Below are 13,213 nucleotides of genomic sequence, written 5' to 3'. Positions count from 1 at the left end.
CACTTTGTAGTTTTAGAAATTAAGTGACTATAAAAAAGATTTCTTTTAAATTAAAATTTGCTGTGCAAGAAATTGCAAAATATTTAATTAGAAAATTAATCAAATTTCGTTATAAGGATAGAAAATGCCAAACGCGGAATGGCCTGCCCAAGATTATGCAGTTGGTTCTTATGTACAAGCAACTATTGCAGATCATTTACTTGCAAATTTACAACTTAATCCAACTGATGATGTTTTAGATATTGGCTGCGGTGATGGTAATTATACACGTAAAATTCTTGATAAAGTTCCCTATGGGTCAGTATTAGGAGTTGATGCATCAGAAAATATGCTCGCTTTAGCAGAAGAAGTCTGTAAGGATTATTCTAACTTTTCCGTGCAGAAGAATGATGTTCTTGATATGTCATATGCTAATCAATTTGATCAGGTTGTTTCTTTTTGGTGCTTGCAATGGGCAACAGACATTAAAAAAGCATTTATCAATATTGTCCACGCACTTAAACCAGGTGGCAAGATTTTTACCATTTTTCCTGCCGGAGATGATCCTTATATTAAGGCTTATTATGCACTTAAAGAATCAGGGCAGTTTGCTTGTCTTCATGATTTTAAGGCGCCTATGGACTATAAAGAACTGGATAATCTAGCTATAAAATTAGCCTCTATTTCTTGTAAAAAAATTAAGGTAGACCGTATTCAGGAATCCATAACCTTGCCAAGCATTGATATTTTTAGAAAACTTGTAAACGGTATTGCGTTTTATCAGGGGCGTATTTTAGACTCTGAAATAAAATTGCTTAATGCGGCCATGGTTGATTGGTATGAAAAAGAATGCCAAAAAAGGTGGCAGGGAATTTGTAAATTCAAATGTTCGGTTTATTTGGTAACAGGCGAAAAATAATGTTTACTACTTATCGAAAGATAAATATGTAACTGTTTAAATATTAAGTGTGTTGAAAATTCATTTTCCCCTACCTCTGGCTTATCCATGGGCTCCATAAGATCTTGAATAAGCCATGAGAGTTTTAATATTAAGATCAATGCTGGATCCCGTGGACAAGCCACGGGACGTAGGCGTAAATAGCAATTGTAAACAGCCCCTGCATTAAGCAGCTTTTTAATTTTTGTATAAGTTAGAATAGAGTTTTCAATAAAGATGGAAATAACAGAGCAAATCTTAAATGAATTAAAGCAACAAAGTTATGTACAGCTGCCATTTAATCTTACTCAGCAGCAAATAAATAAGGCAATAACAGCTTTTTTTCAATTCCTAAAGGAACCTAAAGAAATTAAACAAGTTATTAATTTCTCCATAGCGCCTAATCACCGCCGAGGTGATGTTGGTTATCAGCAACGGCAAGCAGATGACCATATTTATAATGACAATAAGGAATTTTTTCATTTCCATCCAGCGATTTTTGATGGGTTTCAAAGTTATTTGGCTGAGCATCAAACCGTAGCTAATTTTATCAATCAAGCCAAACTAATTTGGGATATAGTTTATAATTTTATACTTAAAATTTTTACATCCCTTGAGCCGGTCTATCCTGATATAGTTAATAAAATTTTTGCAACAAGTAAGCCACATATCCTTTTAAGGTTTTTAAAATATGATTGGCAGCAATCAGGGAAATATCTAGCTAAACCTCATTATGATGCTGGCTCTTTTACGTTAGCTATTGCAGAAAGTTGTCCTGGATTAAGAATCGGTAGAAATCCAAGTGATTTAAAAATAATCAAACATAATCCCGATCATGCTATTTTTATGATTTCATCAAATTATCGAAAAATGATTGATAACCCAGACCTATTTCCAGCTTGGCACGATGTGATTCAGTTGGATGAAAACTTAATTGGACAGCCGTTTGCGCGCTGGGCATTGGTCGCTTTTATTGATGCCCATGGCGTAGAAGCCTTGCCAAGAACAGAGACTCATAAGTGGTTTACGACTTAAAATTAATAAATTTAAGTGCAGTTGATAGGAAATACAGCGACTATAAATCTCAATTAAACTAAAAAATAAGCATGTACTATAATTATTTTACTTATATCTATTATTTTAAAATTATGAAATTTAAAGCAGAAAAAGTAGATTCAAAAAGGATGTTAGAGGTTTTAAGTGATTGGGAAAAAAAATTCTTAAGCAAAAAAAGAAATAAAATAGAAACAAATGCACAGTCGATAGCAACACAAATGATAAAAACGTTAAAGGACGAAAGGCATGCTCATTTTTTGTTAGCTAAGTCTGATGAAAGTAATAAGCCTTGTGCGTTACTAATCGGCGACGAAAAAGATAAATTAATTATTATACGTTTTATTCTTTCTAATGTTTTTGATACTGATGCAAAGGGATCGGGAAGGTTTCTTGTCGAGGCGATTACAAAATTTGCTGATGCGAAAAAATTTTCAATTCGCACAACTTCACAAAATGCTGACGCTTTTTGGAAAAAATGTCCAGGTTTTAAGCTAGATGAAGCAAATCCTCCTGATTTTATATATAAGCCGGATAGTTTATTCCTGCAATATCCGAAATCTCCACAGCAATTCTTTAAAGAAGAAGATAATGATGAAAAAACAACAAAGTCAGAAAATTCAAAAACGCGGTATACTCGTAGTAGATAATGCTCAATTTTCGTATTTATAATCAGGGTTAAAGTTTCCATTAAATATTTCAAATAAATCCTATATGATAGAAATAGGCCTATCATATGAAAAAAAATGACCTTTTTAAAAAAGTATTTTTACCTCCTTGCTAGTATTATGCTTACAGGTTATCTCTTATCTGTGTCAGCAACTTTATTTAATCCATTTTTGGCAGCTTTTATTTTAGCTTTAGCATTAAAGCCTTTTGCTTCGCTACTTGAGAATTATAAAGTACCGAGGTTGTTGAGTACCATTATATCGGTATTGTTGCTTATAATAATTCTTGTGGCTCTTATTATATTTTTTCAAGCCCAGGTGCGTAATATTGATTTTGAATTGGGTAATTTTAGTCAAAATATAATTGGCATTCCTACTAAAATACAAAATTGGATTACAAGTATTTTAGGCGTGACTCAAGAGCAACAACAATCTATTCTTATGGAAGGACTTACAACGGTAGTAAAAAATAGTTCTGTTTTAATAAATCGGACAATGTCTTTTACAGCCTCTGTTTTTACGGCTCTTTTAATTTTTACCATTGTGCTATTTTTCTTGCTTTATTATCGAAAAAATCTTGTTTTATTTCTTTTTAAATTCACCCCTCTTAAAAACCATTTAGCCTTGCAAAGAATTTTAAAGAGGGGCCAGTTTGTTGTAGAACATTATATATTTGGTTTATTTTTAGTCATCTTTATCGTAGGTGTTTTAAATACACTTGGCCTTTGGCTTTTAGGAATCGAGCACGCTATTCTTTTTGGAGTAATGGCAGCTATTCTTACGTTAATTCCTTATATCGGGATTTTTATTGGCTCTCTGTTTCCGGCAATTTTTGCCTTGTTAACTAAGGGCTCCCTTGGGTATATGTTAAGCGTTATTTTTGTTTTTATGTTTGTACAATTTTTAGAAGGTAATTTTTTAACACCTAATATTGTAGGTAGACAGGTAAGCGTCAATCCCTTTGTTGCTATTCTTGGGCTATTTGTTGGCGGTTTGTTACTAGGCTTTACAGGTATTATGTTTGCTCTTCCAGTACTTGCAATTACTAAGGTTATTTGTGATGAAATTGAACCTTTAAAGCCAATTGGTTACTTAATTGGAAATTTTAACTAGATAAACGCCTAGGTTTTGGTGCTAAAAACAATCTATGTTAAGCGGACGTATAAGGGAAAACGTGAAGAAATCTAATTTATTGACATCGATTCCATATCCTATTATTCAGGCACCAATGGCTGGCGGTATCGTGTCGCCTGAATTAACAGCCATGGTTTCAAATGCTGGGATGTTAGGTTCTATTGCCAGCGGATATCTTAGTTTAGAAGACTGTGAAAAATTAATTTTAGCGGTTAAATCTCTTACCTTTCAACCTTACATAGTTAATGTTTTTATTGAAGAGCCCCGCTGTAAAGAACAAGTTTTACCAAAGCCTAAAACTATTTTAGCGCTGGAGAAAAAGGCAGGATTGGTGCCAAAAAAAACATTTATTATTCCGAAAACAATTAATCAACAAAGCTTTGCCCAATTATTTGTTAAACATCAAGTGCCTATTGTCAGTACTACTTTCGGTATTTTTGATGCAGATATAATTAAGTACTTAAAAGAGCATGAGGTAAAATTATTGGTAAATTGCTGTAGCTGTGCTGAAGCGCAATATGCTGCAGAGCAAGGCGCAGACGCATTAATTTTACAAGGAACAGAAGCAGGCGGCCATCAAGGTAGTTTTTTAACTAATGAACCTAATGAGTTAACTACCTTAGATCTACTAAAACAAGTTAAAAAATTAGAACTAAGTTTACCTTTAATAGCTGCAGGTGGAATTAATTTAGATAATATCAAAACTTATTGGCAAGCAGGCGCAGCATTAGTGCAATTAGGTACACTCTTTATGCTTAGTAATCTAAGTTTGTTAAGTAAAAAATGTATACAATATCTTTTATCAGACCAGCCCCCAATTAAAACTAAGCTTACCGATGCTATTACAGGTAAGTGGGTACGCAGTATAGAAAATACTTTAGCAACTAGCTTGAAGAAAGCAGATTATCTTTTCCCAGTACAGCATTATGCGACTACTTATTTAAGAAGCATGTGTAGAAAAAAAAGTTTTTTCGATTTCACAGGGCTATGGTTAGGAAAACATGAAAACTACCAATTTTTAATAATAGAAGATTTAATAAATCGCTTAAGAGCTGCTTATGAAAAAGAATGTGAAAGGATTAAACAAGAAAGTAAGAATATAAAATAAAGGTAAAAAGAAGGGCTCATCGAGCCCTATTCTATTATTGATTAGTATTAGTATTAGTAGTATTGTCATCATTTTGCACTTCACAAGTAATTTTAGTGCAATCACGGCAATGCTTAGCAGCAAATTTAAATGAATCTTCAGCAGACATTTTTTGTTGAGCCATTTTGTCATCAGCTGCTTTTTCAGTTGCAATATCGCTGCTACTAGCATTTGTAGTACAAATCCAATTAGCTTTCATGTTAGTGCTGGGTGTTTGGTTATTTGTGCTTGAGCTAGCAAAAGCAACGCTTCCTGCCATTAAAATAGAAAATCCTAATATTACTTTATTCATGATGCTCTTCCTTTTGTTTAAGTTAATTATCCTATTTTGAACATCTAAATCTACGACATTTAATTATAGCAGAATAATAACTAGTAATGGATCAAGCTCTCACCAAGATAGTGAAATACCACATAATTTATTATAATAATTATCCTGCTAGGATGTAATACAGCAACTGCAAGTAATTAATTTTATTAAAAAATTACTCTTAAAGACTATTTTGTCTGTCGTAATGCTAGGGCAAACAAAACATAACTCCAACCACTTATTAATACTTCAATAGCAATAAGCAGGCCAATAACCCAAAGTCCACTGACAGGCCAGCTACTAAGAATAATAACACCCATAATAATTGATGCAATACCTGCTAAAATAAGCCAAAACCATCCTTTAGTTTTTTTTAAGGTAAAAGCCATCATAAAGCGGATAAAACCAATAGCAATTAAAAGCCAAGCTAAGAAAGCTGTTATAATAGTTGAGGCTAATATAGGATCATAAATGATTAAAATGCCCGCCCATATATAAAGCAAAGCAATAAGAATGTGCCAGATTACCGCTTTCCAACCTTTGCACTTAAAGGCATCTATAAGTTGAACGATACCAGCAATAACAAGGATAGCACCGATCATTATGATGCTTGCTAAAGTGACAGCTACTAATGTACCTAAAGCCAAAGTGCCAAGGATAATAAATAAAATTCCTAAACCCAGAAGCCAGCCCCAGTGGCGTTTTAAGCCTGCTGGAATTAATCCATTATTACTGTTGTCCATAACATTCACCAGTTGAAATTTCTTTATTAATAATAGATTATCGGCGCAATAAATTGTAGCAAATAGAGTTAAATTTTGGGAGTTAAGATGGAGCAACAGCTTATCAATAAGTTACGTCAGGATACGCCAGGTTGTGAACATGTATTGCATTTCAATAATGCAGGCGCTGCTCTAATGCCTATTTCCTGTCATTGATGCTTTACACTCTCATCTTAACTTAGTAGCAAAAATAGGTGGTTATGAGGCAGCTGAACAAGTTAACGATCAAATTGAGACGTTCTATACTTTAGCTGCAAGGCTTATTAATAGTATGCTAATGAAATTGCTTTTATAGATAATGCTACGCATGCATGGGCTGTGGCTTTTCATAGTTTGCCCTTAAAAAAGGCGATAGAGTTTTAACTAGTATAAGTGAATATGCCAGTAATTATTTAGCACTTTTACAACGAGCTAAGAATTCTGGGATTATTATAGAAGTTATAAAAAATGATGCGCATGGCCAGGTTGATATAGATGATTTAAAACGAAGAGTAACTAAGGATGTTAAGTTAATTGCAATAACGCATATTCCAACCCAAGGTGGCTTGATGAATCCGGTGGTAGAAGTAGGAAAAATTGCTCGCAAGAGGGATATTCCATATTTACTAGATGCAACCCAATCAGTAGGCCAATTGCCTATCGATGTAGAAGCCATTGGCTGTGACTTTCTCTGTGCAACAGGCCGTAAATATTTACGTGGTCCACGGGGAACTGGATTTTTATATGTTCGCAAAAAAATGCTTAAGCAATGTGAGCCCATTTTTATTGATCTACATTCAGCAACTTGGACAGCAATGAATAGTTATCAATTAAGAGCGGACGTGCGCTGTTTTGAAACGTGGGAGCAAAATATCGCTGCTAAAATTGGCCTAGCTAAAGCAATAGCATATACACTTAATTTAAGTATGCCTGTTATTTGGTCTAGGATTAAATATTTAGCAAATTTATTACGTCAACGCTTATTGTTAATACCTGGGCTTACATTACAAGACTTAGGTGAAAATCAATGTGGATTAGTGACTTTTACCTTAGAAAATTTTTCTGCACCAGCCATTAAAAAACATTTAGCTCAATTAAATATCAATGTCACTATATCTTTACAAGAATATGCACGACTAGACTTAGAAAGCAGGAATATTAAGGAGTTAATTAGAGCTTCTGTTCATTATTATAATACAGAGGAAGAGATAAATAACTTTTGTGCAGCCCTGGAAAAATTAGCTAAGTAGCCAAAATAATTTTTAAAAGATTATTTGTTACTATTTTGTTAAAGTATCTGTAATAGGATTATTTGAGTAAGGGATGTATTATTGTGAATTTATTTATAACTATTTTAATTCTACTTATTTCAGGTCCACTAATGGCTAAACAACAGACTGAGCTATTCAATCATCACGACCTCTCTGGCTGGCAACACATTGGTGAAGGGGTTTTTCATGTTAAAGATAACTTATTAGTCACTGAAGGTGGGATGGGATTGCTTTGGTACACTAAACAGAAGTTTGGTAATGTCAAATTAAAAGTAGTTTATAAAGTTGATTATCCAGAAGCTAATTCAGGTATTTTTATTCGTATTGCTGATAAACCTAAGGATGTTTGGGATGCTGTACATCAAGGTTATGAAGTACAAATTTGTGACAAAGGAAAAGAAGTTCATAATGAGTATTATCGAACGGGCGCTATCTATACAATGGCAAAGCCATTAAAGCTTGCTTCCTATCCACCTGGCCAGTGGAATACTTTTGAAATCATAATGAAAAATGATGAGGTAAAAATTTTCTTAAATGATCAGTTAGTAAATGATTTTCATTCTACTCAATCTATGCCAGAGAAAAAGCTATATTCAGATCCAAATAGAGGAGTTCGACCTGAAGTAGGTTACATAGGCATACAAAATCATGATCATACTGCTTTAAATAAAGATAGCCATGTGTACTTTAAAGAAATAAGCGTGACACCACTTAAAGAGTAACTGTTCATGTGATGACGCCAACTTAAGAACAGCTCTGTCCTTCCTGTGGGGCTGTGTTGCATAGTTAATAAATGTGTTTTTCTAAAGCCAATGTCATTCCCGCGTAGGCGGGAATCTATCTCTGCAAGCACAGTGCGGTTGTTAAGATGGATTTCCGCCTTCGCGGAAATGACAAATTCTTAAAATTAACTGAACCATTAACTTGAGTAACTACAACTTTTAGTTTAATGTTGCTTTGCAAAATTTTTTGCAGAGCTTCTACTTTCTATAATCCCGCCTTTTGAAACCTTTGCGCCTTGCACTAAAGTAAAATCTACACGTTACATAAGAGCTCTAATGATAAAAAACGGTTTTATCTAATTTATGTTATAACTCTTTAGGCAATTAAACCCTTTTTTATCTTCATTTTTAGTACTATAAATAGCTTTCCCTTCCATTAACTCACAGATTTTTTCAGTATTTAATGAGTTTAGACATGCGGCTAATGATCTATCTTTGCAAGTGCTAAAAATATTATTTTGGGAATTAATGGCATAATAATGATCATCACCCCACCTTGCTTCGTCATTGGTAAAGTAGGTAGTAAAATCTTGTAGAATTAAATCATCGTTTAAATGAAAAATTTTCATGGCCGGATTATTATAGTGACGTCGACTTATAGAAGGGGTTGAGTAGGCATAAATAGCTTTCCCGTTCTTTAGAGTAATTTTACGTAATTCATCATAATGACTATGCGATGTTAATAACGAAATTTGCTGATAATTTTTATGATATTTATTAAGTAATTTAATAAATTGCGTTAAAGGTTTATCTTTCCAAACTTTTTTATTACGATAATCTATACCAGGTTCTTCATGCATCGCAATTAATAATTGTTTAGCTTGATGATTTTTTAATTGGGTCGCTAGCCATTCTAGTTGCTGCTCGGCATCATCGTCTTGATTCAAATAAGAAGGAATCCACAGAGGGAGCTTAGCAAACTGTGTTGCGTTTAAGACAATAAGTATTATGTCTTTGTTTTTTGGCAGGACATATGTTGCGTAATATCCGCCACTCTCCATGGCAGTTTTATCTATCATTAACCCATCACAATAAGCACAAGCGCCTTGCCAATCATAAGCATAACTAAGAGGTGATTTACCTTGTTTTGCAAAAGGTTGATAATTACCGGCAAGAGAGTCATTGTTACCTGGAACATAGTAAATGGGTTTATGCGTGTTATCTGTTATAAATAAATCATGAAATATTTTTGCTTCATATTGAGCTTTATCAACCTTGCTGAAAAAAGGGAAATGATGAGTAGGTAAATCACCAAGGAGCAGAATAAAATCGACGTCTTGCTGCAGCGTTTTAAACTTTTCTAAAGCAGAAGACCATAAGATATCGCCTGTATCATGTCCATTGCCGGTGATATTATTCGCTCCATAATGAATATCTGAAAGAGCCAAAAAGCGGATAGCAGGCCAGGTAGGCTGGGCAGCGAAGAAAATAAAGAAACCAATCAATATTTTTAGTAATTTGTTCAAGGAATAGAATGAAAATATGATTTTTGTTCATTATAATCGAAAATTAATAAGATACAATGTCCACTTTAAGTTTGTTTGTTTAAGCGCTTTCCCTTAAAATTATCGCTTTTTAAACTAAGGTTTTGTATGTCCGAATTTTATGAGGATTTTACTAAAAGAAGAACGTTTGCCATTATCTCTCACCCCGATGCTGGTAAAACCACCGTAACAGAAAAATTATTGTTGTTTGGTGGTGCAATTCAGTTGGCGGGCACAGTAAAAGGGCGCAAGGCTGACAGGCATGCAACATCTGACTGGATGGAGATGGAAAAAGAACGGGGAATTTCTATCACAACTTCAGTGATGCAATTTGTGCATAATAAACACGTGATTAACCTTCTTGATACGCCCGGTCATGAGGACTTTTCAGAAGACACTTATCGGACTTTAACCGCAGTTGATTCAGCGCTTATGGTAATTGACGTCGCTAAAGGTGTTGAAGATCGAACGGTTAAATTAATGGAAGTATGTCGTTTGCGTGATACACCTATTATGACGTTTATTAATAAATTAGACCGAGAGGGGCGGGAGCCTATTTCTCTTCTTGATGAAGTAGAGGAAGTGTTAGGTATTCAATGCGCGCCTGTCACCTGGCCTGTTGGTATGGGTAAACGCTTTAAAGGAATTTACCATCTTTACCAAGATAAAATTTATCTCTATCAGCCAGGAAAAAATGCCCAAAAACAAGAAGCACTTCAGATTGATGGTTTGGATAGTCCTGAGCTTGATCAATTACTCGGTGATGTTGCACAAGAATTGCGTGACGAAATTGAATTGGTTAAAGGCGCTTCGCATGAATTTAATTTAAATGCTTATCTAGCAGGTAAGTTAACGCCAGTTTATTTTGGATCAGCGATTAATAATTTTGGTATTAAAGAATTGCTTGATGATTTTACAATGCACGCGCCAGGCCCGCGGCCTCGCCGAGCCTTGGAGCGAGAAGTAAACCCAGACGAGTCAAGTTTTAGCGGATTTGTTTTTAAAATTCAAGCGAACATGGATCCTAAGCATCGTGACAGGATTGCCTTTTTACGTATTTGCTCAGGTACCTTTAAGCGAGGCATGAAGTTAAATCATTTACGTTTAGGAAAAGAAGTTGTAATTGCCAATGCATTAACCTTTATGGCAGGTGATAGATCACATGCTGAAACGGCCATGGCAGGCGATATTATCGGGTTACATAATCACGGCACTATTCGTATTGGTGATACCTTTACCCAAGGCGAAGTGTTAAAATTTACAGGTATTCCCAATTTCGCTCCCGAATTGTTTCGCTTGGTACGCTTAAAAGATCCTTTAAAAAGTAAAGCATTATTAAAAGGATTGGTTGAACTATCTGAAGAAGGCGCCACTCAAATCTTTAGACCATTAAATAGTAATCAATTGATTTTAGGTGCAGTAGGTGTATTGCAATTTGATGTAGTTGCGCATCGTCTTCATCATGAGTATAAAGTTGATTGTGTTTATGAATCAGTGAGTGTGTCTTGTGCCCGCTGGGTTTATTCAGAAGATGATAAAGCGATGCAAGAGTTTCGCACAAAAGCATATGATTATTTAGCACTAGATGGTAGTGATGCGTTAATATATTTAGCGCCTACTCGAGTTAACTTAACCATGGCTGAAGAGCGTTATCCGAAAATTCATTTTTCATCAACAAGAGAACACTAAGTAAAGTAGAAGGCCTCTTATTATAATAAAAGGCCTTTATTAACATACACACGGTGCTTGTGATTCTGGGCAAATTGAAGAAGTTAATGAATCACTTAAGTTTTTCGTATATGTATCCATAGATTTAAACATGTGATAACGAGTTAGCTTATTAGCAGCACTTGCCCCCGCTAAAAGAGATATGATGGCTCCTCCTAAAGCAATACCCATGGTAATCCCTTGTGCAGTACCTGCCATAGTCGTTAATGGCCCAAATATTAAGCCACCAACAAAGATGCCCAATGCTGCTCCTAAGACGGCACCTGCTAAAGCACCACCTAATGTACAGGCCGCCATGATAATTTTTTGGTTAGTTGTTGCTTTTACACAGGTTTGTTTATATTGATTAGCGGTAATTATAAATTGTCTTATTAATTGATTCGCTCCTTGTAAATCATTAAGAGATAATTTATTTAATGCGGACTTAGTTTTAACAAATTCCGTTAGTAAATAATTCGTTTGTTCACTAATTTTTTGAATTCCGGCCACTTTATTCTCTAAATGGCCTTTAAGATAAGCTTTGCAAAGTTGTTGATGAAGTAGAAGCTTAAGTTTTAATAAATCGCTCTTATTGTAATAGGTACTACTCAGATTTAATTGCTGAATACTTTCGAGAGCGGTAAAAAATAACAGGTTTGTCCCTTTTAAGTTTTGAAAAAAATCACTAATTAACTTTTGTTTAAGTTTTGCATTTTGTTCATGTGAATCTTTATAGCTATTCATTAAAGTAAGCTGAGCAGTATAATCTAGTTGACAAAAATGGCGTAAGAAAAGTAATTTGGCATGCTCTTGCCGACTAATAAAATTTTCTTGTAAAAATTGCTTAATCTGGTGACTTAATAAATCGAGGTTAGTTAAGTCAGTTTCAGAACTATTCAAGCCTATACGATGTGCAAAATTTAGAATAATTAGTGGTTGATTTTTATATTGAGCTATTGCTATGTCGATTTGCTGGTTAATAAATTCAGCCAACTCATCTTTGTTAATCATAGAGTAGCGAGCTAAGGTTTCAAAAAAGTAAGTAGCAGAATAGGTAAGAGCGTCAGAAATTTGATCATGATAAGCTGGAGGCCCACTATAAGAGGGATGATAGCGAAAGAGATTATGAAAACTTTTAAGATGAATTCTTTCATCAAATTTACGCTGACCAAATAAACGGAAATCACCTAGGGCCCCACCAAAATCAATTTGTACAGCCCGTGTATTACCTATATTAGGTATTAAATAATACTTTTTATTATGGATGATAAAAGCCTCACTATACTCATCAATATCAGGTTGCCTAACTAATCTAAATTTATAATAAGTTGTATCATTAATTCTTATTTTTTCAATTTCATCTGCAGAATAATTCTCGGGAAGCGTTTTTTTTGTGCAATAGCCGGTGTAATTCGCATTCTCAAAGATAGGTATAAGTTCTTGGTCAATTGATTTTCTTATGGGAGCAGCGCCAATATTTTTATAGTGGGTATCTGGATCATCAACAATCCCACGCTTTGCTAATCCAGGAATCAGGTCTTTATAGCGTCCTGCCTCAGTCATTGTATCAATGCAGATATCATACTCAAAATAACGAGGCCTATGATCAGGTAGAGTGTAGAATTTATCTCCAACAGCTTTACGTAAGTCTTGATAAGCTGGTAATTGATAAGCAAGATAGGCATCTAAGTATAGATCTCGGTAATCTTGGAATAATTCAGAAGCAATATAAATTCCCTCGTCAGAGGACAAAGGCAAATAAGAAACATTAGCAATAATATTTGGATCTTCACCAATTTTTTCAGCAATAAACCGCATAATTTGACTGGCGAAAACCTCGCAGATATTTTTATCCTGCTCAGGATCTTGCTTTAAGTGATATTTGCTAAGGTTTGCTTGATTAATCATGTTGTAACCTAATCGTTTTTTAAGGATTTTTCCCTACATACCCAAATAAATTATGATTTTGAGGCCCATTAT

12 protein-coding genes are annotated in these 13,213 nt (G+C 34.4%); 8 read left to right on the top strand and 4 right to left on the bottom strand.

The features are described from left to right. Window positions 1-124 precede the first annotated feature (124 nt). The 5 genes from E1P04_RS12610 (at window position 125) to E1P04_RS12590 (ending at window position 4,879) form a co-directional block, all read left to right on the top strand. On the top strand, window positions 125-898 hold the full coding sequence (locus E1P04_RS12610) for a class I SAM-dependent methyltransferase (protein WP_131783261.1): 774 nt from the start codon (window positions 125-127) through the stop codon (window positions 896-898). Between the two features lie 255 nt (window positions 899-1,153). Continuing rightward, on the top strand, window positions 1,154-1,951 hold the full coding sequence (locus E1P04_RS12605) for a hypothetical protein (RefSeq protein WP_131783260.1): 798 nt from the start codon (window positions 1,154-1,156) through the stop codon (window positions 1,949-1,951). A gap of 113 nt (window positions 1,952-2,064) precedes the next feature. After that, window positions 2,065-2,619 (top strand): hypothetical protein, encoded by a 555-nt coding sequence (locus E1P04_RS12600; protein ID WP_131783259.1) that lies wholly within the window; start codon window positions 2,065-2,067, stop codon window positions 2,617-2,619. A 96-nt stretch (window positions 2,620-2,715) separates the two neighbouring features. Next, on the top strand, window positions 2,716-3,750 hold the full coding sequence (locus E1P04_RS12595) for an AI-2E family transporter (protein WP_131783258.1): 1,035 nt from the start codon (window positions 2,716-2,718) through the stop codon (window positions 3,748-3,750). Between the two features lie 61 nt (window positions 3,751-3,811). Continuing rightward, entirely contained in the window at window positions 3,812-4,879 is a 1,068-nt protein-coding gene (locus E1P04_RS12590) for a nitronate monooxygenase (protein WP_165482778.1), read from the top strand. A 34-nt stretch (window positions 4,880-4,913) separates the two neighbouring features. On the opposite strand, the gene E1P04_RS12585 is transcribed toward E1P04_RS12590, so the two are convergent. Both E1P04_RS12585 and E1P04_RS12580 read right to left on the bottom strand, forming a co-directional pair. Then, window positions 4,914-5,210: a hypothetical protein gene (locus tag E1P04_RS12585; RefSeq protein WP_131783256.1), complete on the bottom strand. Its 297-nt coding sequence runs from the start codon at window positions 5,208-5,210 to the stop codon at window positions 4,914-4,916. A gap of 206 nt (window positions 5,211-5,416) precedes the next feature. Continuing rightward, window positions 5,417-5,971, bottom strand: coding sequence for an HdeD family acid-resistance protein (locus tag E1P04_RS12580; protein ID WP_131783255.1), 555 nt, complete (start codon window positions 5,969-5,971; stop codon window positions 5,417-5,419). A 407-nt stretch (window positions 5,972-6,378) separates the two neighbouring features. Here E1P04_RS12580 and E1P04_RS12575 point away from each other — a divergent pair, with 407 nt between their 5' ends. Further along, window positions 6,379-7,239: an aminotransferase class V-fold PLP-dependent enzyme gene (locus E1P04_RS12575; protein ID WP_207386027.1), complete on the top strand. Its 861-nt coding sequence runs from the start codon at window positions 6,379-6,381 to the stop codon at window positions 7,237-7,239. A gap of 83 nt (window positions 7,240-7,322) precedes the next feature. Beyond that, window positions 7,323-7,982, top strand: coding sequence for a 3-keto-disaccharide hydrolase (locus E1P04_RS12570; protein ID WP_131783254.1), 660 nt, complete (start codon window positions 7,323-7,325; stop codon window positions 7,980-7,982). 356 nt (window positions 7,983-8,338) lie between these two features. Here the strand turns inward: E1P04_RS12570 and E1P04_RS12565 are convergent, their stop codons facing one another. Then, window positions 8,339-9,508 (bottom strand): metallophosphoesterase, encoded by a 1,170-nt coding sequence (locus E1P04_RS12565; RefSeq protein WP_165482777.1) that lies wholly within the window; start codon window positions 9,506-9,508, stop codon window positions 8,339-8,341. A 126-nt stretch (window positions 9,509-9,634) separates the two neighbouring features. On the opposite strand from E1P04_RS12565, the gene E1P04_RS12560 reads away from it, so the two are divergent. Beyond that, the gene (locus E1P04_RS12560) at window positions 9,635-11,215 is read left to right on the top strand and encodes a peptide chain release factor 3 (RefSeq protein WP_131783252.1); all 1,581 of its coding nucleotides are present in this window, start codon (window positions 9,635-9,637) and stop codon (window positions 11,213-11,215) included. 39 nt (window positions 11,216-11,254) lie between these two features. Here the strand turns inward: E1P04_RS12560 and E1P04_RS12555 are convergent, their stop codons facing one another. Next, entirely contained in the window at window positions 11,255-13,141 is a 1,887-nt protein-coding gene (locus E1P04_RS12555) for a hypothetical protein (protein WP_131783251.1), read from the bottom strand. Window positions 13,142-13,213 lie beyond the last annotated feature (72 nt).

It is taken from the genome of Legionella gresilensis (assembly GCF_900639865.1).
Lineage (GTDB): Bacteria > Pseudomonadota > Gammaproteobacteria > Legionellales > Legionellaceae > Legionella_C > Legionella_C gresilensis.
Note: the sequence above shows the minus strand (reverse complement) of the source record. Positions and strands in the feature narration are given on the sequence as shown.

Coding starts and splice junctions, on each gene's coding strand:
- E1P04_RS12610 (WP_131783261.1), top strand. CDS start 125: ATGCCAAACGCGGAATGGCCTGCCCAAGATTATGCAGTTGGTTCTTAT.
- E1P04_RS12605 (WP_131783260.1), top strand. CDS start 1,154: ATGGAAATAACAGAGCAAATCTTAAATGAATTAAAGCAACAAAGTTAT.
- E1P04_RS12600 (WP_131783259.1), top strand. CDS start 2,065: ATGAAATTTAAAGCAGAAAAAGTAGATTCAAAAAGGATGTTAGAGGTT.
- E1P04_RS12595 (WP_131783258.1), top strand. CDS start 2,716: ATGACCTTTTTAAAAAAGTATTTTTACCTCCTTGCTAGTATTATGCTT.
- E1P04_RS12585 (WP_131783256.1), bottom strand. CDS start 5,210: ATGAATAAAGTAATATTAGGATTTTCTATTTTAATGGCAGGAAGCGTT.
- E1P04_RS12580 (WP_131783255.1), bottom strand. CDS start 5,971: ATGGACAACAGTAATAATGGATTAATTCCAGCAGGCTTAAAACGCCAC.
- E1P04_RS12560 (WP_131783252.1), top strand. CDS start 9,635: ATGTCCGAATTTTATGAGGATTTTACTAAAAGAAGAACGTTTGCCATT.
- E1P04_RS12555 (WP_131783251.1), bottom strand. CDS start 13,141: ATGATTAATCAAGCAAACCTTAGCAAATATCACTTAAAGCAAGATCCT.